The sequence below is a fragment of the Kitasatospora sp. NPDC127116 genome (genome assembly GCF_042677365.1).
Classification (GTDB): domain Bacteria; phylum Actinomycetota; class Actinomycetes; order Streptomycetales; family Streptomycetaceae; genus Kitasatospora; species Kitasatospora lactacystinica.
Window position 1 is genome coordinate 20776 of sequence record NZ_JBHXTL010000003.1, and the last position, 24258, is coordinate 45033.

19 protein-coding genes are annotated in these 24258 nt (G+C 73.8%); 14 read left to right on the forward strand and 5 right to left on the reverse strand.

Features of this window, described 5'->3' with window-relative positions:
* Positions 1-197: 197 nt before the first annotated feature.
* The 7 genes from ald (at position 198) to ACFVHV_RS01920 (ending at position 8604) form a co-directional block, all read left to right on the forward strand.
* Entirely contained in the window at positions 198-1313 is a 1116-nt protein-coding gene (gene ald / locus ACFVHV_RS01890) for an alanine dehydrogenase (RefSeq protein ID WP_359899199.1), read from the forward strand.
* A 426-nt stretch (positions 1314-1739) separates the two neighbouring features.
* Positions 1740-2807, forward strand: a complete 1068-nt coding sequence (locus ACFVHV_RS01895; RefSeq protein ID WP_030245868.1) for a ParA family protein — start codon at positions 1740-1742, stop codon at positions 2805-2807.
* Between the two features lie 41 nt (positions 2808-2848).
* Complete coding sequence (locus ACFVHV_RS01900) at positions 2849-3433, forward strand: hypothetical protein (RefSeq protein WP_380348102.1); 585 nt, start codon at positions 2849-2851, stop codon at positions 3431-3433.
* A gap of 574 nt (positions 3434-4007) precedes the next feature.
* Positions 4008-4940, forward strand: coding sequence for a segregation and condensation protein A (locus ACFVHV_RS01905; RefSeq protein ID WP_380348104.1), 933 nt, complete (start codon positions 4008-4010; stop codon positions 4938-4940).
* 377 nt (positions 4941-5317) lie between these two features.
* A complete protein-coding gene (locus ACFVHV_RS01910) occupies positions 5318-5911 on the forward strand; it encodes an SMC-Scp complex subunit ScpB (RefSeq protein WP_380348290.1) in 594 nt (197 codons plus the stop codon).
* 62 nt (positions 5912-5973) lie between these two features.
* Entirely contained in the window at positions 5974-7257 is a 1284-nt protein-coding gene (locus ACFVHV_RS01915; RefSeq protein WP_380348106.1) for a pseudouridine synthase, read from the forward strand.
* A 339-nt stretch (positions 7258-7596) separates the two neighbouring features.
* A complete protein-coding gene (locus ACFVHV_RS01920; protein ID WP_359899207.1) occupies positions 7597-8604 on the forward strand; it encodes a helix-turn-helix domain-containing protein in 1008 nt (335 codons plus the stop codon).
* Between the two features lie 259 nt (positions 8605-8863).
* Here the strand turns inward: ACFVHV_RS01920 and ACFVHV_RS01925 are convergent, their stop codons facing one another.
* The 3 genes from ACFVHV_RS01925 to ACFVHV_RS01935 form a co-directional block, all read right to left on the reverse strand.
* Positions 8864-9226, reverse strand: a complete 363-nt coding sequence (locus tag ACFVHV_RS01925; protein WP_380348108.1) for a DUF952 domain-containing protein — start codon at positions 9224-9226, stop codon at positions 8864-8866.
* 84 nt (positions 9227-9310) lie between these two features.
* The gene (locus ACFVHV_RS01930; RefSeq protein ID WP_380348110.1) at positions 9311-10858 is read right to left on the reverse strand and encodes a mucoidy inhibitor MuiA family protein; all 1548 of its coding nucleotides are present in this window, start codon (positions 10856-10858) and stop codon (positions 9311-9313) included.
* 3 nt (positions 10859-10861) lie between these two features.
* Positions 10862-13159, reverse strand: a complete 2298-nt coding sequence (locus tag ACFVHV_RS01935) for a DUF4139 domain-containing protein (RefSeq protein WP_380348112.1) — start codon at positions 13157-13159, stop codon at positions 10862-10864.
* A 507-nt stretch (positions 13160-13666) separates the two neighbouring features.
* Between ACFVHV_RS01935 and ACFVHV_RS01940 the strand changes: the two genes are divergently transcribed.
* From ACFVHV_RS01940 to der, 3 genes are all read left to right on the forward strand, one after another.
* A complete protein-coding gene (locus ACFVHV_RS01940; protein WP_359899214.1) occupies positions 13667-14752 on the forward strand; it encodes a prephenate dehydrogenase in 1086 nt (361 codons plus the stop codon).
* A gap of 371 nt (positions 14753-15123) precedes the next feature.
* Complete coding sequence (gene cmk / locus ACFVHV_RS01945; RefSeq protein WP_359899216.1) at positions 15124-15837, forward strand: (d)CMP kinase; 714 nt, start codon at positions 15124-15126, stop codon at positions 15835-15837.
* Positions 15838-16017: 180 nt separating this feature from the next.
* Positions 16018-17472 (forward strand): ribosome biogenesis GTPase Der, encoded by a 1455-nt coding sequence (der, locus tag ACFVHV_RS01950; RefSeq protein ID WP_359899217.1) that lies wholly within the window; start codon positions 16018-16020, stop codon positions 17470-17472.
* A 203-nt stretch (positions 17473-17675) separates the two neighbouring features.
* On the opposite strand, the gene ACFVHV_RS01955 is transcribed toward der, so the two are convergent.
* Positions 17676-18572 carry a hypothetical protein gene (locus ACFVHV_RS01955; RefSeq protein WP_380348115.1) on the reverse strand — a complete coding sequence of 299 codons (897 nt, stop codon included), beginning with the start codon at positions 18570-18572 and terminating at the stop codon, positions 17676-17678.
* Positions 18573-18836: 264 nt separating this feature from the next.
* Complete coding sequence (locus tag ACFVHV_RS01960) at positions 18837-19718, reverse strand: hypothetical protein (RefSeq protein WP_380348117.1); 882 nt, start codon at positions 19716-19718, stop codon at positions 18837-18839.
* A 590-nt stretch (positions 19719-20308) separates the two neighbouring features.
* Between ACFVHV_RS01960 and ACFVHV_RS01965 the strand changes: the two genes are divergently transcribed.
* The 4 genes from ACFVHV_RS01965 to ACFVHV_RS01980 all read left to right on the forward strand — a co-directional run bounded on the left by ACFVHV_RS01965 (position 20309) and on the right by ACFVHV_RS01980 (position 24156).
* Positions 20309-21124, forward strand: a complete 816-nt coding sequence (locus ACFVHV_RS01965; protein WP_380348119.1) for a transglycosylase family protein — start codon at positions 20309-20311, stop codon at positions 21122-21124.
* 346 nt (positions 21125-21470) lie between these two features.
* The gene (locus tag ACFVHV_RS01970; RefSeq protein WP_380348292.1) at positions 21471-22160 is read left to right on the forward strand and encodes an alpha-ketoglutarate-dependent dioxygenase AlkB family protein; all 690 of its coding nucleotides are present in this window, start codon (positions 21471-21473) and stop codon (positions 22158-22160) included.
* A gap of 140 nt (positions 22161-22300) precedes the next feature.
* On the forward strand, positions 22301-23170 hold the full coding sequence (locus ACFVHV_RS01975) for an acyl-CoA thioesterase (RefSeq protein ID WP_380348121.1): 870 nt from the start codon (positions 22301-22303) through the stop codon (positions 23168-23170).
* A 194-nt stretch (positions 23171-23364) separates the two neighbouring features.
* Positions 23365-24156 carry a DUF1684 domain-containing protein gene (locus ACFVHV_RS01980; RefSeq protein WP_380348123.1) on the forward strand — a complete coding sequence of 264 codons (792 nt, stop codon included), beginning with the start codon at positions 23365-23367 and terminating at the stop codon, positions 24154-24156.
* Positions 24157-24258: the final 102 nt, after the last annotated feature.

Here is a 24258-nt window from a genome sequence, read left to right on the forward strand (position 1 = left end):
GGGAAGCCTACGAACCTGCCAATGTGTGCGGGAAAATTATTCACTTTGGAAGGCTGACACGCCGACTGGGCTTCATTACACTCGGACTCAGTCGCGCAGCGATCCCGCCCCGGGCTGCCCCGGAGGCTTCCCCACGTGCGCGTCGCCCACCGGTCTTCTCCGGTCGGGACCCCCATGGCAAGAGGACGTGTTCACCCGTGAAGGTCGGCATCCCCCGCGAGGTCAAGAACCACGAGTACCGCGTGGCCATCACGCCCGCCGGCGTGCATGAGCTGGTCCGTAACGGACACGAGGTCTACATCGAGGACAACGCCGGTGTCGGCTCCTCGATCCCGAACGAGGAGTACGTGGCCGCCGGCGCCACCATCCTCCCCACCGCCGACGAGGTGTGGGCCACCGCCGACCTGCTGCTGAAGGTCAAGGAGCCCATCGCCTCCGAGTACCACCGGCTGCGCAAGGGTCAGACCCTCTTCACGTACCTCCACCTGGCGGCCGACCGGGCCGGCACCGACGCGCTGGTCGCCTCGGGCACCACCGCCATCGCGTACGAGACCGTGCAGCTGTCGAACGGCGCGCTGCCGCTGCTCGCCCCGATGTCCGAGGTCGCGGGCCGCCTGGCCCCGCAGGTCGGCTCGTACCACCTGATGCGCCCGGCCGGCGGCCGCGGCACCCTGCCGGGCGGCGTGCCCGGCACCCACCCGGCCAAGGCCGTCGTCATCGGCGGTGGCGTCTCCGGCTGGCACGCGGCCACCATCGCCGTCGGCATGGGTTACGAGGTGACCCTGCTGGACCGCGACATCAACAAGCTGCGCGAGGCCGACCGCATCTTCGGCACCAAGGTCAAGACCATCGTGTCGAACGCCTTCGAGCTGGAGAAGGCCGTCGTGGAGGCCGACCTGGTCGTCGGTGCCGTGCTGATCCCGGGCGCCAAGGCCCCGAAGCTGGTCACCAACGAGCTGGTCTCCCGCATGAAGCCGGGCTCCGTGCTCGTCGACATCGCCATCGACCAGGGCGGCTGCTTCGAGGACTCGCACGCCACCACGCACGACGACCCGACCTTCACGGTCCACAACTCGGTCTTCTACTGCGTGGCCAACATGCCGGGCGCCGTCCCGAACACCTCCACCTACGCGCTGACCAACGCCACCATGCCGTACGTGCTGGAGCTGGCCAACCGCGGGTGGAAGGAGGCGCTGCGCCGCGACGAGGCGCTCGCCAAGGGCCTGAACGTGCACGAGGGCCAGATCACCTTCCCGGCCGTGGCCGAGGCCTTCGGCCTGGAGTCGGTCTCCCTGGAGAGCGTGCTCGCCTGAACCCCCTGACCGCCCGGCGGTCGTTCGCCCCCGACCCGATCCCTTCGGGCCGGGGGCTTCGCCGTGCCCGTGATCAGCGGGTGGACCGGGCAGGTCGCTCTGTCGTCAATATCTGTCGGTCACGTCACCCGCCCGCAGAAACGTTGGGGCCGGTGACCCTCTCATCCCTTGACAGCAGCCCGCTCGATACTCGACACATCCTGCCCACTACCGTGGATTGTGTTGCTGCGAACGCCTTGAACGGCCTAGAGTCGCAAACCGTCGGCATGCTGCCACGCTGACGAATCGACATAGAGTCCTGGATGACCCAAGGAGGTAAGACGACTTGTGAATGAGTCGACAATTGCTCCCGGGGGTGGTCAGCCAGGACTGGCGGAGCTCACCGCCGGCCAGCCGAGTGAGGAGTCCGGGGCCCGGCAGCCCTCCGTGGGCTCGGCCGAGGTCGGCTCGGTCGCACTCCGTACTTTCGAAGCACGCCAGAACACAGCACAGGTGACCACGGTGACCGATCACGACGCCGACTTGGCGGCCTACGGCCTGGCCTACGGCGAGTTCGCCTACGGCGCCTACGACGACCCGGACGCCGAGTACGAGCCGGACCCGGAGTACGCCGCCACGCTGGCCCCCGACGCCGCGCGGCAGCGCCGCGAGCGGGTCGGCCCCACCGGCCGTCCGCTGCCGTACTTCCCGATCCCCGCGCCGGTCGCCGAGCACGGCCCCGCCCAGATCATCGCCATGTGCAACCAGAAGGGCGGCGTCGGCAAGACCACGTCGACCATCAACCTGGGCGCGGCGCTGGCCGAGTACGGCCGCCGGGTGCTGCTCGTCGACTTCGACCCGCAGGGCGCGCTCTCGGTCGGCCTCGGCGTCAACCCGATGGAGCTCGACGTCACCGTCTACAACCTGCTCATGGAGCGGGGCCTGACGGCCGATGAAGTGCTGCTGAAGACGGCGGTCCCGGGAATGGACCTGCTGCCCTCCAACATCGACCTCTCCGCCGCCGAGGTGCAGCTGGTCAGCGAGGTGGCCCGGGAGTCCGCGCTGGCGCGCGCCCTGAAGCCGCTGCTGCCCGACTACGACTACGTCATCATCGACTGCCAGCCCTCGCTGGGCCTGCTGACGGTCAATGCGTTGACGGCCGCTCACAGCGTGATCGTCCCGCTGGAGTGCGAGTTCTTCGCGCTGCGCGGTGTCGCGCTGCTGACCGAGACCATCGAGAAGGTGTGCGAGCGGCTCAACCCCGAGCTGCGCCTGGACGGCATCCTGGCCACCATGTACGACTCGCGCACCGTGCACAGCCGCGAGGTGCTGGCGCGCGTCGTCGAGGCGTTCGGCGAGCACGTCTTCCACACCGTCATCGGGCGGACCGTGCGCTTCCCGGAGACCACCGTCGCCGGCGAGCCCATCACGACGTACGCGACCAACTCGGTCGGTGCCGCCGCCTACCGCCAGCTCGCCAGGGAGGTGCTCGACCGGTGCCGCCCCGCCGAGTGAGTCTCCCGGGTGCCGACGAGCTGTTCCGGACCACGGGAGGGATGGCGCTGTCGCCCTCCCTCGCGCCGCGTCCGGCCGCCGAGGCAGCCAGACCGGAGACCGCGCGGACCGTCAACGGCCAGCCGGACGGCGCCGAGGGCACCGATTCCGCCCAGGGCGTCCAGGACGACCGGCAGGTGACGCCGGGGCAGCAGGCGCCCGGCTCGGTGCCGGCGCCCGCGCAGCCGCCCGTCCAGCGCTCCGGCGCGACCGTCGGGCCCGTGGCCGCAGGCGCCGCCGGGGCCGGGAAGACCGTCCAGGGCGGCCGCGGAGCCGGTTCCGCCCCGGCGGCCCGGACGCACCAGGGCGCCGCCGAGGAGCAGCCCGGTGCCGCCGGACGCGCCCGGCCGCGCGGCCGCGCGCCGCGCCGGCCCAGCGGGCGCGAGCGGCACGACGAGAAGATCACGGTGTACGTGTCCGCCGAGGAGCTCATGGACCTGGAGCACACCCGGCTGGTGCTGCGCGGCGAGCACGGCCTGGCCGTGGACCGCGGGCGGATCGTCCGGGAGGCCATCGCGGTCGTCCTGGCGGACCTGGAGCAGCGCGGCGAGGCCTCGATCCTGGTTCGGCGCCTGCGCGGCCGGTAGGCGGCGCGGAAGGGCGGCCGGCCGTTGGCGCCGGGCGTCGAGGGGGGCGGTCCGTACCGCCGGCTTCGTGGGGGCGGTTTGTACCGCCGGGTGTCGAGGGGCCGCGGGCCCGGCGTGGGGAGGCCGCCGGGCGGGTGGCGTGGCACCGCAGGGCGCGCAGGCGCGCGGGCGTCGGAGGGGGCGCGGAGCGTCGGGAAGGCGCCCAGGGGCGCGGGGTGGGGCCGGGGCGGGGTCCCGGCGCCCGAGGACCGTGTCGGGCTCCGGAGGGGCGTTCCCGGGGATCCGGGGTCGGTCCAACGGGTCGGCTGCCGCGCCGAGGACCTCGTACGGGCCCGGGAGCGCCGGGCGGAGGCCACGTGGAAGGCAGGCGGAAGGCGGGCGGAAGGCCGGCGGAGGCTGGTCCGGGCCCGGCGGAACGGCGTGTCGGTGGCCCCGGGGCGGGGCTGGGGGCGGGACCGGGTGAAGATGGACCGTCATGCCCAGTACCGCCGAAACCGCTGAAACCGCTGAAGCCTCCGGAACCTCCGAAACACCGGGCACCACCGCCGCGAGCGCGACCGTCACTGCTTCTGCTGTGAGCGCGACCGCGACCGCCACTGCCGTGAGCGCGGCCGAGAACGAGTCGCGGGGCGGCTTCCGGGTACGGCTGGACAACTTCGAGGGCCCCTTCGACCTGCTGCTCAGCCTGATCGCCAAGCACAAGCTGGACGTCACCGAGGTGGCGCTGGCCACCGTCACGGACGAGTTCATGGCGTACATCCGGGCGATGGGCCCGGATTGGGACCTGGACGCGGCGACCGAGTTCCTGGTGGTGGCCGCCACCCTGCTCGACCTCAAGGCGGCCCGGCTGCTGCCCGTGGCGGAGGTCGAGGACGAGGCGGACCTGGCCCTGCTGGAGGCCCGGGACCTGCTGTTCGCACGGCTGCTCCAGTACCGGGCGTACAAGCGGGCGGCCGCGCTGTTCGGCGAACGCTGGGCGGCCGAGCTGCTGCGCCGGCCCCGGAGCGCCGCCCTGGAGCCCCGGCACGCGGAACTGCTGCCGGAGGTCGTCATCAGCGTCGGGCCCCAGCGGCTCGCCGAGCTGGCGGCCAAGGCGATGGCGCCCAGGCCCGCGCCGGTCGTGTACGTGGACCACATCCACACCCCGCCGGTGAGCGTGCGCGAGCAGGCCTCCCTGGTGGTGGGGCTGCTCACCGAGCTGGGCGAGGCCTCGTTCCAGCGGCTGGTCGAGGACGCGCCGGACGACCTGGTGGTGGTCGCCCGGTTCCTGGCGCTGCTGGAGCTGTACCGGGAGCGGGTGCTCGCCTTCGAGCAGCCGGAGGCGCTCGGCGAGCTGGTGGTGCGCTGGGTGGCCGAGGAGGGCCGGGTGGCGGTCGAGGTCACGGACGAGTTCGACCGGCCGGCGGGCGAGGTCGGCGAGGTCGGTGAGGTCGGTGAGGGCGGCGGGGTCGGCGAGGTCGGCGAGGGCGGCGAGGTCGGCGAGGGCGAGGAGGGCGAGCGGCGATGAGCGGCGGGAACGAGGGCGGGCGGCTGGTGCGGCGCCCGCTGGGGCTGCCCGGGCGGCCGCGGGCCGAGGAGTGGCTGGAACCGGCCTTCGAGCTGCTGCCGGAGCCGGTGGACCCGGTCCGGCCGGTGGAACCCGCGGAGCGCGTGCAGCGCACTGAGCGTGTCGAGCCGGTCGAGCCGGTCGAGCCTGCGGCGCCGGTCGGGCTGGTGGAGTCGGGGGAGCGCGCCGGGCCTGCGGAGCCCGCAGTACCCGAGGGACCGGCGGGGGGTGGGGCGGTGGCGGAGGCCCGTCTCGTGCGTCAGAAGTCGGCCCGGCCGACTTCCGGTGCCGAGGGGGCCGCCGACGCCGGGCTGAGGGCCGAGCTGGAGGCCGTCCTGATGGTCGTCGACGAGCCGGTGGCCGAGGAGCGGCTGGCAGCGGTGCTGGAGCGGTCCCGGGCCGAGGTGGCGGCCGCGCTGCGGGAGCTGTCCGTCGAGTACACGGCCCAGGGCCGCGGTTTCGACCTGCGGCTGGTCGCGGGCGGCTGGCGGTTCTACAGCCGGGACACCTGTTCCGCGGCCGTCGACCGTTTCCTCCTGGACGGGCAGCAGGCCCGGCTCAGCCAGGCCGCACTGGAGACCCTGGCGGTGGTCGCCTACCGGCAGCCGGTGTCCAGATCGCGGGTTTCCGCCGTCCGCGGTGTGAACTGTGACGGCGTGATGCGTACCCTGGTACAGCGAGGACTGGTGGAAGAGGCCGGATCCGAGCCCGAAACAGGTGCGATCCTGTATCGGACGACGAACTACTTCCTGGAACGGATGGGGCTCCGCGGCCTGGACGAGCTGCCGGAGCTTGCTCCCTTCCTGCCCGAGGTCGACGACGTGGAAGCGGAGTCCCTGGAGGGCACGATGATCGCGGAGGCGGTCGCCGCCGCTGCCGCGCAGGCCGCGGACGGCAGTGGCGAGGCCGATCGGGCCGGGCCCGATCGGTAGGGGGCGGTGAGGTCGGCCGAAACGACCGCACATCCCAGACGGAACGACGTACGGACACTTTGATGCGTAGCAGTGGCAACGGCAGGAACAGCAGCGGCGGCGGGAGCGGTCGCGGCGGGCAGGGCGGGGGCCGGGGCGGCAGCTCCTACGGCAGCAGCAGCGGCAGCCGCGGCGGCGGCTCGGGCGCGCGCGGGGGTTCGTACGGCGGTGGCCGCGGCGGCTCCGGCTCGGGGTCGGGCTCGTACGGCGGCGGCGGTGGCCGCGGCGGCTCCGCTTCGGGGTCGGGCGCGCGCGGCGGCTCGTACGGTCGTGACGACCGGCGCGAGGGCCGCCGTGACGACCGGCGTGACGACCGCCGCTACCCGGACCGCCCGCTGCGGCCCGAGGAGCGCAAGTACGACCGCCCCGAGTACGGCGGCGGCCCCAACGCCACCCCGGCCCGCGGCGGCTACACCGGCCGGCGCCCCGGCCCGGCCCCGCGCCCGCGCCGTGAGGGCCAGGGCGCCCCGGGCGACCCGCGCCGTCAGCCGCAGCGCTCGCGCGAGCTGCAGGCCAAGATCGAGGACGCCGTCCTCGCCCGGCACGACAAGCCGGCCGTCAAGCTCCCCAAGACCTTCGGCGAGCCCGAGGGCGAGCGCCTGCAGAAGGTGCTGGCCCGGGCCGGCGTCGGCAGCCGCCGCGCCTGCGAGGAGCTGATCGAGCAGGGCCGGGTCGACGTCAACGGCAAGCGCGTCACCGAGCAGGGCAAGCGGGTCGACCCCCAGAAGGACGAGATCAAGGTGGACGGCCTGACCGTCGCCACCCAGTCCTACCTGTTCTTCGCGCTGAACAAGCCGGCCGGCGTGGTCTCCACCATGGAGGACCCGGACGGCCGCCAGTGCCTGGGCGACTACGTGACCAACCGGGAGACCCGGCTGTTCCACGTCGGCCGCCTGGACACCGAGACCGAGGGCATCATCCTGCTCACCAACCACGGCGAGCTGGCCCACCGTCTCACCCACCCGCGCTACGGCGTGACCAAGACCTACCTGGCCGCGATCCAGGGCCCGATCCCGCGCGACCTGGGCAAGCAGCTGGCCCAGGGCGTGGAGCTGGAGGACGGCTACGCGCGCGCCGACAGCTTCAAGGTGATCTCCAACGTCGGCAAGAACTACCTGGTCGAGGTGACCCTGCACGAGGGCCGCAAGCACATCGTCCGCCGGATGCTGGCCGAGGCCGGCTTCCCGGTCGAGAAGCTGGTGCGCACCCACTTCGGCCCGATCGCCCTGGGCGACCAGAAGTCGGGCTGGCTGCGCCGTCTGACCAACCCGGAGGTCGGCCAGCTGATGCGCGAGGTCGGCCTGTAGGCCCGTCCCTGCCCGCTCTGCCGGAGCCCCCGGCCGCACCTGCTGCGGCCGGGGGCTCCGGCGTTCCCGGGGATGCCGGGCCGGGGCGGGCGGGTGTCGATGTGCGGGTGTTCACGTGTGGGGTGTGTGCGGGCGGGCACTGCGGGCGTCCACGTTTCGGACGAGTGGTGTGAGCCGGGACGCAACCGCTGGTCACGACCTTGTCAGCGTCATGATCCGTGGCCGAGGATGGCCACCGGAGCACCACGCCGCGGTGTGGCGGGACTGCGCCAGCACGGGGCGCGCGGGTCGGGGCGGGAACGAGCCAACGGGAACGGGCGAGCAGGGGGAGAGGGCGTCGTGTCCGATGCAGCACTGGGACGGGCCGGCGGACAGGCCCTCGGCGCGCTGGGACTGGCGGAGCCGGACGGGCAGGTCTATGCGGCACTGGTGGCCAACCCGCAGTCCACGGCGGAGGAGCTGGCGGAGAGCTGCGGACTGACGTTCCAGCAGAGCGTGCGCGCACTGGACCGGTTGGCGCAGCAGGGCATGGCCACCCGGGCGCCGGTGGACCGGCACCGCTACCTGCCGGTCCCGCCGGACGTCGCGATCGGCACGCTGATCGGGCACCGGGAGTCGGAGCTCCGCTACGCCCGGGCCGAGATGCACCGGCTGATGGACGCCTTCCGGGAGGCCTCGCGGTACACCGACCCGGCGCACTCGGTGGAGGTGCTGACGGGCGGCGAGGCGATCGCCCAGCGGCTGGAGCACATCACCGAGACCAGCCAGTACCAGGTGCGCGGCTTCGACCGTCCGCCGTACATCCAGGACCCGGTGGCGCCGATGCCCCTGCAGAGGCGGCGGCTGCGCGAGGGCGTGAAGTTCCGGACGATCTACGACCGGGAGGCGGTGGCCTGGCCGGGGCGGCTGGAGAAGAACATCCTGGCCGGGGTCGAGGACGGCGAGGAGGCGCGGGTCCGGCCGGCGCTGCCTATGAAGATGATCATCTCGGACGACCGGATGGCCATCATCCCGATCAGCGTCGGCGACAGCGTGCTGGACGCCGCGTACGTGATCCACCCCTCGGCGCTGCTCCAGGCGCTGGACACGCTGTTCGAGGCGGAGTGGGAGCGGGCCGTGCGGTTGCAGGCGGAGGCCGGATCGGACGATGGTGCGTCGGGACCGGAGGCCGACCACCGCAAGCTGCTGGGCCTGCTGGCGGCCGGGCTCACCGACGAGTCGATCGCCCGTTCGCTCGGCTGGAGCGCCCGGACCACCCAGCGCCGCCTCCAGAGCCTGATGCGCTCGCTGGGCGCCACCACCCGCTTCCAGGCCGGGATGGCGGCCAGGGAGCGGGGGTGGCTGTAGGGAATGTTGTGACAATTCTTGGTGTCGTGACGGCGCGACGGTTCGTGGAGTCGTGGCCATCCGCATTGTTATGACATTTCGCGTGTTTCGCGTGTTCCGCGTGTTCCGTGTGCTCCATGTGTTCCCTGTGTTCCGCGGGAACGGCGGGGAGCGGGGGAGCTGCCGGCTCCTCGGAACCGCGTGAACCCCGGGATTCGCGTGAACCCCCAGAGCGGCGTGAACCCCGGGAATTGTCATAACTTTCCCCGGTCGTGTCCCGTCAGCTCCAGGGGCTGAGTGCGGCCCAGCGGCCGTCCGCGCCGCGCTCGACCTTCTCCAGGCCGACCACGGCGGTACGGTTCAGCCGCCCGTAGATGTGCGGGAACAGCACACCGGGGGTGGCCCCTGGTGGCGGGGCGCCGTTCGGGGCCTCCCACTTCACCATCGGCTCCACCAGCGATTCCTCGATCAGCAGCACCATCAGCGGTTCGGGGGTGTCGGCGAAGAAGGCGTTGGCCACCGCGAGCGCCGTCTGCTCGTCCGCCGAGCAGTGGATGAACCCGTCGGTGAGCAGCGACGCGGTGGCGTACGGGCGGCCGGGGTCGGCCAGCCAGTCGTCCAGGGGAGCAAGGTGGAGGATCATGCTTCCTTTTCTACCCGTTGTCTCCGGTTTGGTCCTGAGCGGCCGTCATCGGCACGGCGGTGTCCGCCGTGCCGACCGCAGCGGTCAGAGTCCGGCCACCTTGGCGGACGCGGACACCTCGTACACCAGGGTGAGGGTGCGCCGGGCGCCCGGGGCGAGCGGGACGTCCCAGCGGACGATGCCCTCGGTGTCGAAGGAATCCGGCGCGGGGGCGCACTCCTCCTTGCGCAGCCGTACCTCGACCGCCGACACCTCGCTGACCGGGACCCGCTCGCGCACCGTGACGATCCGCTCGTCGCGCTCCTCCGGGCCGGAGAAGCGGGACAGGTGCAGCCGGACCGTCCGGGTGGTGGTCTGGCGGCCGGTGAGGCCGGCGGTGGCCTGGCGCTCCTCGGTCTCCCGGACCACCCGGTAGCCGTCCGAGCTGCCGAAGGACAGGTCGGCCTCGGCTCCGGCGGCGGTGAAGCGGAGCTCGCCGCGGCCGGTGAAGCCGCTGCCGCGGACCAGCTCGACCGGGCCGGACAGCAGCGGGTGCCCGGCCGTGTTGCGGAATCGGACCACCTGGGTGACCAGCGGGGACAGTTCCGGGGCGCAGGCGTACTCGCTGCTCGCCGGCCCGGTGAAGGCGCCCAGCGGCACCCGGTGGGCGCGGCCGTCGGAGGGCACGGTCGCGGGGGCGGGGGCGGGCAGCACCCGGACCTCGCCGCCGTCGTCCACGCCCGGAACCCGGGAGTCCGCGCCCAGGGTGGCGACCGCCTCCTCGCGCAGCTCGACCTCGACCGTGCGGCGCTCCTCGTCGGTGCGCTCGCGCAGCACCAGGACGTCCTCGGCGACCGCGGGCGGGGCGGTGGCGAGGGCGGAGCGGGCGGTGGAGAAGGTGAGCCGGGCGTTCGTCCAGTCCTCGCCGGTGCGCTGCCAGACCACCGCCTCCGACTCCAGGCGCAGGTCGGTGCCGTCCAGGGTCGCCCGGTAGGAGGGCCGCCACAGCGCACAGGGCACCAGGTGGGAGACGGTCAGCGCGGCGGGGCCGGGCCGTGCCGCCTCGACGGTGAGCTCCAGGTGGGCGGTCAGCTCGGCCGGGTCCTCCTCCGCCCGGTCCAGCGCGATCAGGGCCTGTGAGCGCTCCTGCTCCAGGCGGCGCAGCCGGGAGTGGGTGGCGCGCAGGTCCTCGCCGTAGCGCTCGCGTTCGGTGTCCACCCGGCCGAGCTCCCGGGCCCAGCGGTTGGGTTCGAGCTCGCCGAGGCCGGCGCCTTCGCCGATCTCGCGCAGCAGGTCGGCGGAGAGCTGGGCGAGCAGTGCCAGGCGGGCCTCCAACCGGGCCCGGGTCTGGTCGGCCAGGCGCGTCTCCGCGTCCAGCCGGTGCAGCCGGTGGCGCAGTTCGGAGTCCTCCGGGCCGGGCGGCAGTGGGGCGCGCGGGGTCCAGTCGCGCACCAGCCGGGCGTCCAGCACCCGGACGCCGTTGGTGGCGGATTCGGCGCGCAGGGTGCGGTCGACGGCGAGGGCGGTGAGCGGGCCGAGGCGCAGCCGCTGCACGCCCGCGGCGAGCCCGACCGTCGTGGTGCGCTCGACCTGGCTGCGGTCCTCCAGGCAGGTCACGGCGGTGACGGGGAGGGGAAGGTTCTCGACGGTCATCGCTCAGTTCCTCCGGTTTCCGCCGACGATGGCCTTTCCGGCCGGGATCTTGATCAGGTAGCCGCCGTCCAGCTCGGTGCGCCCGCCCGGCGGCAGGTCGACGCGCCAGAGCCGGGTGCTGGGCGGGCAGTCCGGTGCGGAGACGGTCGGGGCGTGCCAGTCGGCCCGCTCCTCGATCCGGATCTCGGCGTCGGAGGCGACCGGCACCCGCTCGCGGACCTCCACCGTGACGGCGCGTGCGAGCCGGTTCGCCAGCCGGACGTGCACCCGGTGGTCGAGGACGGTGCTGTTGCCCTTCAGCATGCCGGTGGTGGACTCGTGCAGCTCGGTGCGGCGCGCCACCTCGATGCTCTCGGCGACGCCGATGCCCAGCCGCCGGGTGCCGCCGGGCGCCAGGGTGGGCAGGGCGGCGGTGAGCAGGAACTCGTCGTCCACGGTGACCTCGGCCGGGCCGGCCAGGACGGCCTGGTCGGTGCGGTTGGCGAGCACCAGGGTCGCGTACACCTTCTCCTCGACGGCGGGGACGGTGACGTACTCGGGTCGGACGGCGAGGGGGATCTCGCCGACGGTGACGGTGTGCCAGGTGCCGTCGGACGGGATGTCGGCGGGGGCGGCGGCGTCGAAGCGGTGGTCGAAGGAGCCGGCCGACTCGCGGGGCGGGACGGCGTGCCGGGGCAGGGCGAGGGTGCGCAGCTGCGCGGTACCGCTGCCGCCGGGCGGGGGCCAGGCCTGCTCCTCGCGCTCGATCCGTTCGGGGCGGGCGTGCAGGGTGCCGCGCCGGGTGGGGGGCTCCTCCGGGCCGGCCAGGACGAGGTCGGGGTAGTCGAGCAGAGTCGCGTCCGGGGCGAGGCCGGGCGGAGGCGGCGGTGGGGCGGCGTGGCCGACGCGGCGGCGGGCCTCCCCGGGCGGGAGGCCGCCCGGAGCCTGCGGCAGCGGTGCGTAGGCGGCGACCGGGGCCGGGGACAGGAGCGGCGGCGGGGCGCCGTAGCCCGCGAAGCCACCAGGGCCGCCCGGGGGCGGGGGCATCGGCTCGTCGGCGCTCAGCAGGCCACCGCCGTACGGGCCGGCCGCGGGGGCGATCTGCTCGTCGGCCCCGAAGGCCTCGGCCCGGGGACCGCCCGGACGTGCGCCGCCGAGACGGGCCGAGCGGGCGGCAGGGGCGGCGGAGACGGGCGTCGGGGTGGAGGCGACGATCGGGCGGGATGCGGTGCCGTGGAGGCGGTGGTGCGGGGCGGGGCGGTCGGCGTCGGCCGCGTCGTAGCCGGTGAAGAGGTCGGTCAGACCGGCCGGGGGCTCGCGCCAGCCGGAGGGCGGCGGGGCGGGCTGGCTGCGCCCGATCCGCAGCGAGGCGAGCCGGGGCAGGTCGGTGCGGCGGTCGAGGTCGGCGGTGGACAGGGCGAGGCGCACGCCCGTCCAGTCCTCGCCGGTGCGCTGGGCGACGGCGGCGCGCAGGACCAGGTGGGCGGTGTCGGAGCCGGTCCGGTAGGACAACCGGTAGGCGGGCACCCAGCGGGCGGCGGGGACGCCGTACTCCAGTTCCAGTTCCACGTCGAGGTGGTCACCGTCGGGGGCGGTGTCCTCGGTGGTGCCGGGGGTGGTGAGGGCGGCGGTGCCCGCGGTGGCGCCGGGGGTGGTGCCGGGGGTGGTGTCGGGGGTGGTGTCGGGAGCGGTGAGAGTGAGCAGGACGGTGGTGCTGGTGCCGATCGGCTCGGCTCGGTCGGCGGTGGACGCCCGTTCCAGCCGGTCGGCGGCCAAGTCGAGCTCGTGATCGGCGAGTTCCAGCTCCCGGGTGAGCTGCTCGGCGCGTTCCTGGAGCCGGGCCAGCCGCTCGTCGACGAAGTCGGCGAGCTCCAGCCACGCGTCGGCGGGCGTGCGGCGCAGCGGCTCGTCGCGTCGGCGCTGCGGCGGGACGGCGCGCAGTGCGGCGGTCTCGGCGATCGAGGACAGGACCAGCCGGTGGCGCTCGGCGAGCGTGCTGCGGCGCTCTGTGGCCTCGTCCAGCGCCCGCTTCAGGTCCGGGAGTTCATCCGGCTCTCGGAGTTCGGCGAGCAGTTCCAGCCGGGCCTCGGTGACGGCGGTGCCGGCCGGTCCGGAGAGCACCCGGGCGCGCAGCGAGCGGCCGTCCAGGGCGGCGGGCAGACCGGTCAGCCGCAGCCGTCCCCCGGGCGGGACCGGGACGGTGGCCCGTCGGCGGCACACCGCGCCTTCGGCGTACACCACGACGGAGTCCAGGACCGACGGGTGGGCCGGTACGGCCGGCGGTTTCGACTGCCCGCTCCGGCCGTTGTGCTGATCGTCCATGCGCAACCCCTTCGTTCGCGTGTTCCCCGAGGTGTTCCCCCGCCGCGTGGCGTCGGCGGTGCGGTGCTCATCGTGCGGTGCTTGTTGTGCGGCGTTCGTTGTGCGGTGTTCGTCCTGCGGTGCTTGTTGTGCCGTGCGGGCCTCCGGCTCGCCCGCATGCCTGCCCTGTTCGCCTCTGCTTGCTGTTCTGACTGTCCTGAACCGTTCTGCTGCCGGTCCGTTTCTTCTGCGTTGCCCAGGTTCCGTGCAGCCCGCGCCTTCCTCCGGGCGGCCAGTCTGCCCCGCTTCGGGGCGGGCGTCGCAGGATTTCCGGGTCCGACGTGCGCACTGTGTGGGACGGGGGCGGGTCCGTGGCGGTTGCCGGTGCCGGAAGCTGCCGGGGCTGCCGTTCGGGTTGCCGGGCAGTGGGTGGGGACTTCGGCGGGGTGGATGAGGGAGGATGGGGCGCGGGTGCTCCCGAACGGTCCCGGCACCTGTCGAGATTCGTGATGAGGAGAGCGACCCGCCATGCGCACTGCCGTCGTCGTCGGCACCGGACTGATCGGCACCTCCGCCGCGCTCGCGCTGACCGCTCGCGGGCTGACCGTCCATCTGGAGGACGCCGACCCGGACGCGGCCCGTACCGCCGAGTCGCTCGGCGCGGGCATCACCGACCCGGTCGACGGCCCGGTGGACCTGGCGATCATCGCCGTCCCGCCCGCGCTGGTCGGCAAGGTGCTCGCCGACTGCCAGCGCCGCAACCTGGCGCACTGGTACACCGACGTCGCCAGCGTGAAGGCCGGCCCGAGCGGCGAGATCGCCGAGCTCGGCTGCGACACCGTCCACTACATCGGTAGTCACCCGATGGCCGGCCGTGAGAGGTCCGGCCCGCTGGCCGCCCGCGCCGACATCTTCGAGGGCCGCCCCTGGGTGCTCACCCCGACCGCGGACACCGACACCGAGACGCTCAACGCCGCGCTGGAGCTGGTCGCGCTCTGCGGCGCGGTGCCGATCGTGATGGACGCCGCCGAGCACGACCGGGCGGTCGCCCTGGTCTCGCACGCCCCGCAGCTGGTCTCCTCGCTGGTCGCGGCCCGGCTGGAGAACGCCGACGAGACCGCCATAAGGCTGTCCGGTCAGGGCGTGCGCGACGTCACCAGGATCGCCGCCTCCAACCCCGGCATGTGGGTCGACATCCTCTCCGCCAACGCGGGCGCGGTCGCCGACGTCCTGGACGGGGTCGCCCGCGACCTCGCCGAGACGGTCACCGCGCTGCGCGCCATGGAAGCCGTCGAGGAGGACGAGCGCCAGGCCGGAGCGGCCGGGATCGAGGCCGTCATGCGGCGCGGCAACACCGGTCAGGCCCGGATCCCCGGCAAGCACGGGGCACCGCCCACCCGGTACGAGACCGTGGCGGTCGTGCTGGGCGACCAGCCGGGCGAGCTGGGCCGGCTGTTCGGGGAGGTCGGCGACGCCGGGGTCAACATCGAGGACGTCGTCATCGAGCACTCGACCGGGCAGCAGGTCGGCTTCGTCCAGCTGTCGGTCGCGCCGACGGCGGTGAAGCGGCTGACCAAGGCGCTGCGGGCGAGCGGCTGGAGCGTCCGGGACTGACGTTCCCCGGCGAGCGGCCCGGCCTGTGCCCGGTGTACCGGGTGTACCGGGTGTACCTGGGGTACCAGTACACGGGGTACTGGCATACCGGCGTACCGGCATGTTGGGAGTTCGACCGGTCCGAGTCGACCGGTCGGTATCGATTAGTCTTTACCGACCAATTCGTGTCGACTGGCCGAGGTCGACCGGTTCACGCCACCCGGGCCGTCTCGACCGGTCGGTCCGTCTTGACCGGTCGGTCCGTCTCGACCGGGCGGGCCGGACAGCGGCGGAGAGTGTCACGGCGGCGGTCCATTAACCTTGAGGGAGACAATCCCCGGCCGTCCGCCTGCCCAGGCTCCGGCTCCCATGCTTCGAGAGAGGTTCGCCCCGTGGACACTGCCGACCGAGCGCACGCCCCGGTCGTCGTCGCCATCGACGGACCCTCCGGCTCCGGCAAGTCGACCGTCTCGCGGGCGGTCGCCGCCCGGCTGGGCCTGAGCTTCCTGGACACCGGCGCCATGTATCGGGCGATGACCTGGTGGATGCTGGCCAACGAGGTCGACGTCGACGACCCGGAGGCGGTGGCCGTCGCGTGCGGCAAGCCGGTGATCGTCTCGGGCACCGACGCCGACGGCCCCACCATCACGGTGGACGGCCAGGACGTGTCGGGCCCGATCCGCGGCCCCGAGGTGACCGCCAAGGTCAGCGCCGTGTCCGCGGTCCCCGCCGTACGGTCCCGGCTGGTGGAGCTGCAGCGCGGCTGCGCCGAGGTCGCCGAGCGCGGCATCGTCGCCGAGGGCCGGGACATGGGCACCGTGGTGTTCCCGGACGCCACCGTCAAGGTCTTCCTGACCGCCTCCGAGCAGGCCCGGGCCGCGCGCCGGGCGGCCGAGCTGCGCGCCAAGGGCGTGGAGGAGGCGACCATCACCGCGATGGCCGCCGACCTCGCCCGCCGCGACGCCGCCGACTCCTCCCGGAAGACGGCCCCGCTGGCCCAGGCCGCGGACGCGGTCCTGGTCGACACCAGCGACCTCACCCTGGAGCAGGTGATCGACCGGATCGCCGGGCTGGTGGAGGAGCGGGCCGGACTGTCCGCGGTCTGACCGGCGGCCGCCGGTCCGATCAGGACCGGTCCGAGCACACCCGGGCCGACCGACCAACGACCGAAGTGAACCGCGGGCCGTCGAGGTGCCGCGGAGACAACCATCGCGCTGCCCCGAGCGGGGCAGGTACGCACGGCACGCCCCTGGGAAGGGCCGGGCCGGGAAACGGAACAGACGAACATGACCGCAGAGCACGCCGCCACCGGCCACGGTGAGCTGGACGCCGCCGACTACGCCGAGTTCATGGCACTCGCCGCCGAAGAGGGCTTCGACCTCGACGGCTTCGACGCCGTGGACGGTGCCGAGCACGTCCGACTGCCGGTGCTGGCCGTCGTCGGCCGCCCGAATGTCGGCAAGTCGACCCTGGTGAACCGCATCATCGGCCGCCGCGAGGCCGTCGTCGAGGACAAGCCGGGCGTCACCCGCGACCGGGTCACCTACGAGGCCAGCTGGAACGGCCGCCGCTTCAAGGTGGTCGACACCGGCGGCTGGGAGATCGACGTCCTCGGCATCGACGCCATGGTGGCCGCCCAGGCCGAGCTGGGCATCGAGCAGGCCGACGCGGTGCTGTTCGTGGTGGACGCCACCGTCGGCGCCACCGACACCGACGAGGCCCTGATCAAGCTCATCCGCCGGGCGGGCAAGCCGACCGTCCTGTGCGCCAACAAGGTCGACGGCCCCTCCACCGAGGCCGAGGCCGCCTACCTCTGGTCGCTCGGCCTGGGCGAGCCGTTCCCGGTCTCGGCCCTGCACGGCCGCGGCTCCGGCGACCTGCTGGACGCCGTCATGGACGCGCTGCCCGAGGCCCCGCCGCAGACCTTCGGCGACGCCGCCCCCGGCGGCCCGCGCCGCATCGCGCTGATCGGCCGGCCCAACGTCGGCAAGTCCAGCCTGCTGAACAAGGTCGCCGGCGAGGAGCGCGTCGTCGTCAACGAGCTGGCCGGCACCACCCGTGACCCGGTCGACGAGATGATCGAGCTCGGCGGCAAGACCTGGAAGTTCGTGGACACCGCCGGCATCCGCCGCCGGGTCCACCTGACCGCCGGCGCCGACTTCTACGCCTCGCTGCGCACCTCCTCCGCACTGGAGAAGGCCGAGGTCGCGGTCGTCCTGATCGACGCCAGCGAGACCCTCGCCGAGCAGGACACCCGGATCATCTCGATGGCCGTCGAGGCGGGGCGCGCCGTCGTCATCGCCTACAACAAGTGGGACCAGCTGGACGAGGAGCGCCGCTACTACCTGGAGCGCGAGATCGAGCGCGACCTCGTCCAGGTGCAGTGGGCCCCGCGCGTCAACGTCTCGGCCAAGACCGGTCGGCACATGGAGAAGCTCGTCCCGGCGGTCGAGAGCGCGCTGGAGGGCTGGGAGACCCGCATCCCGACCGCGCGCCTGAACGCCTTCCTCGGCGAGCTGGTCGCCGCCCACCCGCACCCGATCCGCGGCGGCAAGCAGCCGCGCATCCTGTTCGGCACCCAGGCCGGCGTCCGTCCGCCGCGCTTCGTGCTGTTCTCCTCGGGCTTCCTGGAGGCCGGTTACCGGCGCTTCATCGAGCGCCGCCTGCGTGAGGAGTTCGGGTTCGTGGGGACGCCGATCTCGATCTCGGTGCGGGTCCGGGAGAAGCGCAAGAAGAAGTAGTAGTAGGGAGAAGGAGTGGTCGGTCCGCCGACCGACGGCCGGAGGGCCTCGCCGCAGTGGTGGCGGGGCCCTCCGGCGTTTTCGGGGGACGGGGGGAGCGGGGGCGCGTCTGGCCTGGTCAGGCCCGGCCTGGCCCGTCTCGGTCTGAGTCGATCCGGTTCGGCCTGGGGCCCCGCTCGGGTCCGCCCGGGGCCCGGCGGTCGTCAGCGGTGGTCGACCGTGGGACCAGGGGGCAGCGAGAGCATCTGGCGGTGGCGGCCGCCGGTGGACCGGGTGGGGGCGAGGCCGGAGACCGTGCCCATCACCGGGGAGGGTGCGGGCGGTGCCGGGGGCTGGGGCGCGGGGACCGGCATCGGCGTGGGGTGCGGGGACGAGCCCAGGTAGCCGGTCGCGACCCAGCCCTGGCCGTTGGTGAACTGGGCGGCGGGGAGGGCGGGTTGCTCCTGGGCCGGGGCTGCGGTGGCGTGGCCCGGGCTGTCGCCGGCGGGTGTGGGGGTGGTGGCGGTGGGCTCGGGGTGGCTGCCGGAGTGGCTGCCGGGGTGGCCGTGGTGACGGCCGGTGGTGAGGCTCGCGGTGTGGGCGCCGGTGTGGCCGCCGACGTGGCTTCCGGTGGTGTGCGCGCCGTTGTGATCACCGGTGTGACTTCCGTGGTGACTGCCGGTGTGGGTGTTGGCGTGGGCGCCGGTGTGGGTGCCGCTGTGAGCGCCGCTGTGGCTGTGCTGCTGGGCACCGGCAGGGCCGTGCTGGTGGCCGCCGGTCGGCCCGGACCCGTGGTGCTGGGAGCTCGGCATGAGCTGGGGGAGGCCCGGTGCCTGGCCCGCGAGGGTGTGGAAGGCCTGCTGTTGGGGCGGGTACGGGCGCTGCTCGCCGAGCACCGGGTAGCCGTCGCGGACCGCGAAGCCGGTGAACTTCAGGTCCTCCTCCCCCGAGCGGTCGCCGGGCAGGGCACGGAAGAGGCGCCGGTACTCGGAGTACAGCTCGTCGTAGATCGGCGTGGCGGAGTGCGGGTGCTCGGCGTCGTACGACGGGCGCATGCCCGGGATCGAGCGCGAGGCGGTGGCGGACCGGCCGGGGGCTGCGGAGACGTCGTAGCTGTACACGTAGGAGCCAACGAGTGAGAGGGGCGGGGGGATGCGGGGCGCCGGGGTGTGGGTGCGCCCACACGCCGGAGCGTGGAGGGGGAGGGCGCGCCGGGCGGAGTACGGGGGCGCCGGGGTACGGGCCGGGCGGTGCGCCGGGGTGTTGGGCGTATCGGGGCGCTGGGGCGCTGGGGCGCTGGGCGCGCGCCCGCCCGCCGGAAGACGGCCACGGGGGAGGAGGCCGCATTCCGGCGGGTACGGGGCGGGACCGGGCGCCGGGACGGATCAGGTCCCGGCGAGCGGGAGGGAGGCGGCGACCACCTGGCCCAGCGCCACCGCCCGCTCCAGCGCCTGGCGCAGCAGGTCCTCGCGGGGCTGGCGCCCGACCATGCCGGCCGGGACGGCGTACATCGTCACCTCGGACAGCTGGTTCGCGGCCATCCGCCAGGCGTCGGTGACCTGGAGCGGCTGGTGCGCCTGCCACCAGCCGGTGCTGCCGCCGGCCGCGGCGGGCTGGAGGACCGCGTGCAGCTTGCCCATCGCGACCAGGACGGACCAGCCGGGCAGCTGGTCCGGGGTCTCGTCCAGGTCGGTGACGGGCTGGAAGCCGGCGTCGTGGAGCAGGTCGAGGAACTCGTCCTCGCCCGAGGTGCTGCCGGGGCGGCCGACCGGCCCGGTCGGCTCGACCACCAGCGAGGCGTGCCCGACCTTGCCGTGCAGCACCAGCCCGCAGGTGATGCCGAGGATGGCGGCCTGGCCGGCCGCGGCCGGCGGGGTCGGGGTGGGTCCGCCGGGCGCGGCCGGGGCCGGGGCGGGGACTGGTGCGGGGGCGCCCGGCGCGGGGGCGCCCGGCGCGGCGGCGGGGACGGCCAGGTCCGGGCCGCCGGGCTGGGACTGGCTGATGCTGCGGACGGCGCCGGCCAGCTGCTCCTCGGAGACCGGGACCACCTGGGAGGGGATGCAGCGGGCGTGCGCGAAGGCGAGGACGGCGGTCTCCTCGCCGACGAACAGCACGGTGCTGGTGGGCTCCACGTGCGTGTCGCCGGGAGTCCGGCAGGAGGTGCACTCGTAGCTGTCGGGGGCGCGGTCACCGCCTAGCAGCCGGTCGGCCTCGTCGTCGCCGATCTCGGACCGGACCTCGTCGCTGACGTCGAGCATGCGCGGCACAGGGTCTCCTCGGATGGGTGCGGATGGGGGTTCGGTGCGGACACAGGGAGGTCGCCATGCCCAACGGGCCCTTGTGTCAGGCGTCACGGGTGCCCGTCGAGGCTGACGGGAATTGCGTCTGATCCGACCGCGTGGCGTGTTCCCGTGGTCGCAATCTGTCGATGTCGGTGCCGGGACTGCCGGAATCAAACAGTGAGGTGGGTCACGCCGCACTGATGTTTGATCTAGGAATCAACGGCCAAAGCGGACATTTCGGTCATGATTGCATGGTCATTACCAGCGGTAACCCCCGGCTGAGCTGGGCAAATCGTTGAAGTTTTGGCTTCCTCGTCGACCGGCTCGTAGCTTCTTGGTCGGCGCAACGAGCGCCACCCGGGTTCACCCCCGACGCACAGCCCCCCGGTCCGCCGGGTGCGGCAGGTGCCCGCCGACGCGATCGCTCGAACAGGTCGTCGGCGAGCGGCTGGGTGGCCGGGGCGGCAGCGGCACGTCCGACACGTGCACGGCCGTCCGACGGACGCGGCAAGCGAACGAGGCCCCTTCCAGGGCCTGGTTCCGCATGTCCGCCCGGGGCTGTCGAGAGGAACCCCATGACCTTCCGTAACGAGACCGCCGCTGCCACCACCTCCACCGTCACCAAGCGCAACCGCGTTCGGATGGCGGTCGTGGCGGGCGCCGCTGTCGCGGCCCTGCCGGTGGCCGGCCTCGTCACGGCCACCTCGGCCTCCGCCGCCTCGGTCTCCACCTGGGACGCCGTCGCCCAGTGCGAGAGCGGCGGCAACTGGGCCATCAACACCGGCAACGGCTTCTACGGCGGCCTGCAGTTCACCTCCAGCACCTGGGCCGCCTTCGGCGGCACCGCCTACGCCCCGCAGGCCCACCAGGCCACCAAGGCGCAGCAGATCGCCGTCGCCGAGAAGGTCCTCGCCTCGCAGGGCCCGGGCGCCTGGCCCGTCTGCTCCGTCAAGGCCGGTCTGACCAAGGGCGGCGCCCCGGCCGCCGTCGACACCTCGGCGGGCTCCACCTCCGGCTCGACCGCCGCCAAGCCGGCGCAGACCCCGAAGGCCGCCGCCAAGCCGGCCGAGGCCCCGAAGGCCGCCCCCAAGGCCCAGGCCGCGCCGAAGACCGACGCCGTCGCGCCGAAGGCTGCCGCCCCGAAGGCCGATGCGTCGAAGGCCGACGCCCAGAAGTCCGCGCCGAAGGCCGACCAGGGCGCCAAGTCCTGGAACCGTTCGAACGACGCCAAGCCGGCCGCCAAGGGCGACTACACCGTCAAGGCCGGTGACACCCTGAGCTCCATCGCCGCCGCGCAGGGCCTGGACTGGCACGACCTGTACCAGAACAACGCCAAGGTCATCGGTGGCAACCCGAACCTGATCTTCCCGGGCCAGACCCTCAGCATCTGAGGTCTCACCGAGCGCTGAGGTCGGTCCCGTGCGCAGCCGGCATCGGCTGCCGGGTTCACGGCGCCGGTGCCCGACCGGGTGGCGATGCGCCGACCTGTCGAGGTGCTGACGAACCGATGTGCCGACGTGCGGACGTGCCCACGTGCCGACGTACGGACATCAGGACGTAGGGACGTGCTGACGTACCGATGTACGGATGTACCGACGTACGGATGTGCTGACGTTCCGATGTGTTCATGTGCACGGCTTCCACGGCCGCTTCTCCGTCGCGCGGGTTCTTCCCGCCGACCGGGGGAGCGGCCGTCGGCGTTCGTGGGCCGGCGCGGTGCGGGAGGATGGTGGGGTGATCCAGGGTGAGCTGTTCGGCGACCCGGGTGGGTGCCCGGACGGGCGCGAGCGCTCCGAACCGGCCCCCGGCGCCGTCCTGCTGCCCGGCTGGCTTGACCCCGGCGCTCAGCAACGCCTGGTCGCCGCCTGCCGGGAGTGGGCCCGCCCGCCGGCCGGCCTGCACGCCGTGCGGATGCCCACCGGCGGGATGATGTCCGTCCGGATGGTGAGCCTCGGCCTGCACTGGTACCCGTACGGGTACCGGCGGGTCGCCGAGGACGGTGCGCCCGTCAAGCCGTTCCCGCCGCTGCTCGGGGAGTTGGCCCGCAGGGCCGTCGCCGAGGCGTACGGGGCCGCACTGGGGGAGATCGCGGGCGCGGCGTCGTACGAGCCGGACATCGCGATCGTCAACCACTACGCGCAGGGCGCGAAGATGGGGCTCCACCAGGACCGCGACGAGCGGGCGGACGCGCCGGTGGTCTCGTTCTCGCTGGGCGACGGCTGCGTCTTCCGGCTCGGGAACGCCGAGACCAGGACCCGTCCGTGGACCGACCTGGAACTGCGCAGCGGGGACCTGCTGGTGTTCGGCGGTCCGGCCCGGTTCGCGTACCACGGGGTGGTGCGGACGCTGCCGGGGACGGCCGATCCGGCCCTTGGACTGGTCGGGCGGCTCAACATCACGGTCCGGGAGTCGGGCCTGGGGGAGTAGCCCCGGGAGACGGGGCCGTCGCTCGTCTACTCGTTCGAGTGAACCGGGGGTTCCGGACTGCTGCGCGGGAATGACCCGGGTCGCCGGAGAATTCGAGTGAGCTGGAGAATGCATTCGGAGTCCGGAGAGGAAGCGTGCGCATGGGTACCCCCGTCGACGACCTGGTCGATCTGCTCGACCTTGAGCAGATCGAACTCAACATCTTTCGTGGGCGCAGTCCCGAGGAGGCGCTGCAACGGACGTTCGGCGGCCAGGTCGCCGGGCAGGCACTGGTCGCGGCAGGGCGCACGGTGGACGACGCGCGCCCGGTCCACTCGCTGCACGCCTACTTCCTGCGCCCCGGAGTCCCCGGCGTGCCGATCGTCTACCAGGTCGACCGGATCCGTGACGGCCGCTCCTTCACCACCCGCCGGGTGCTCGGCATCCAGGGCGGCCGGTCGATCTTCGCGCTCACCGCCGACTTCCACAGACCCGAGGAGGGCGGCATCGAGCACCAGTACCCGATGCCGGCCGTCGCCGCCCCCGAGGACCTGCCCAGCGCCCTGGACGAGGTCGGCTCCCGGCTCGGCGAGCTGCCCCCGTTCATCAGCCGCCGCCAGCCCTTCGACATCCGCTACGTCGACCGGCTGCGCTGGACCGAGGAGGAACTGGAGGGCGTCGAGGCGCGCAGCGGCGTCTGGCTGCGCACCAACGGCCGACTGCCGGACGACCCGCTGATCCACGTCTGCGCCCTCACCTACGCCAGCGACATGACGCTGCTGGACGCCGTCCGCGCCCCGGTCGAGCCGCTGTGGGGCGACCGGAACTTCGACATGGCCTCGCTCGACCACGCGATGTGGTTCCACCAGCCGTTCCGGACGGACGACTGGCTGCTGTACCAGCAGGAGTCCCCGATCGCGCACGGCGCGCGCGGCCTCGCACGCGGACAGATCTTCGACCGGCACGGTCGGCTGGTGGTGTCCGTGATGCAGGAGGGACTGTTCCGTCCGCTGAAGCGCCGCGACGGGTAGGTGACCGGTAGGCGATGCGTGCGGCCGGTTCCGTGCCCCGGGTTGTGCCGCGTGTCGGCGCGTTGCCGCCGTGTTGCGGTTCCGGCGGTTCCGGGCCGACGGGAATGATCCGTCCGAGCGGACGGTGTTGTGGATGACCGAGAGGGGCGGCCCGAACGGCGGGCCGTCCGCGAACCGACCGGGAGGGTGGACCGATGACGGCGACAGCCGCGGAGGACTGGAAGCACTGGAGCGACGGCCGGGCGGCGTCGGTGAGCGCGGAGCACGGCCAGCTCGCGCTCACCGGCACGCACTGGCTGGAGCCCGAGCCGGCCGAGGTCCCCGGCCTGCCCGGGCACTGGTGGGCCGACGCCGAGGGCGTGCGGGTCCGGGCCGCGGCCTCCGACGGCATCACGGTCGACGGCGCCGGCGCACCCGTGGACGGCGAGGTGCTGCTCCGCCCGGACAGCGACCCGGCCGCCGACACCGCCACCCTGGGCGCCCTGCTGCTCGTCCCGATCGAGCGCGAGGGCGAGCTGGCCCTGCGGGTTTTCGACCCGGCCGCACCCCGCCGGGTCGCGTTCGCCGGCATCTCCGCCTACCCGTACGCGCCCGAGTGGGCCGTGCCCGCCGTCTTCACCCCGTTCGAGGACGACGACGCGCGGTCGGTCGTCGTCCCGAACGCCGACGGCAGGGAACGCCCGCTGGCCGTCTCCGGGCAGATCGCCTTCACCGTGGCGGGCGAGCACCGCACCCTGACCGTCAGCGGGTCGGGCGGGCGGCTCAGCGGCGTGATCGCCGACGCGACCAGCGGCATCGACACCTACCGCTTCCGCTTCATCACCCTGCCGGCGCCCGACGCCGAGGGCCGCACCGTCCTCGACCTCAACCGGGCCTACCTGCCGCCGTGCGCCTTCTCGGACCACTTCATCTGCCCCTTCCCGCCGCCGGGCAACCGGCTGGACTTCGCGGTGGAGGCGGGGGAGAGGCAGGTGCTGAGCCGGTAGCGGCCCGGACGGGGCGAGGCCGGGCTGCGGTTCGGCTCGGGCGGGTCCGGGCCGCGGCTCGGCCCGGGCGTCTTCCGGCTCGGGCGGGCCCTGGCACGGGCG

Excerpts from the sequence above, each read along its gene's own strand:
- ACFVHV_RS01900 (WP_380348102.1), top strand. The coding sequence starts at position 2,849 with ATGGCGCTGTCGCCCTCCCTCGCGCCGCGTCCGGCCGCCGAGGCAGCC.
- ACFVHV_RS01910 (WP_380348290.1), top strand. The coding sequence starts at position 5,318 with ATGGTCGTCGACGAGCCGGTGGCCGAGGAGCGGCTGGCAGCGGTGCTG.
- ACFVHV_RS01915 (WP_380348106.1), top strand. The coding sequence starts at position 5,974 with ATGCGTAGCAGTGGCAACGGCAGGAACAGCAGCGGCGGCGGGAGCGGT.
- ACFVHV_RS01925 (WP_380348108.1), bottom strand. The coding sequence starts at position 9,226 with ATGATCCTCCACCTTGCTCCCCTGGACGACTGGCTGGCCGACCCCGGC.
- ACFVHV_RS01930 (WP_380348110.1), bottom strand. The coding sequence starts at position 10,858 with ATGACCGTCGAGAACCTTCCCCTCCCCGTCACCGCCGTGACCTGCCTG.
- ACFVHV_RS01935 (WP_380348112.1), bottom strand. The coding sequence starts at position 13,159 with ATGGACGATCAGCACAACGGCCGGAGCGGGCAGTCGAAACCGCCGGCC.
- ACFVHV_RS01940 (WP_359899214.1), top strand. The coding sequence starts at position 13,667 with ATGCGCACTGCCGTCGTCGTCGGCACCGGACTGATCGGCACCTCCGCC.
- der (WP_359899217.1), top strand. The coding sequence starts at position 16,018 with ATGACCGCAGAGCACGCCGCCACCGGCCACGGTGAGCTGGACGCCGCC.
- ACFVHV_RS01965 (WP_380348119.1), top strand. The coding sequence starts at position 20,309 with ATGACCTTCCGTAACGAGACCGCCGCTGCCACCACCTCCACCGTCACC.
- ACFVHV_RS01975 (WP_380348121.1), top strand. The coding sequence starts at position 22,301 with ATGGGTACCCCCGTCGACGACCTGGTCGATCTGCTCGACCTTGAGCAG.
- ACFVHV_RS01980 (WP_380348123.1), top strand. The coding sequence starts at position 23,365 with ATGACGGCGACAGCCGCGGAGGACTGGAAGCACTGGAGCGACGGCCGG.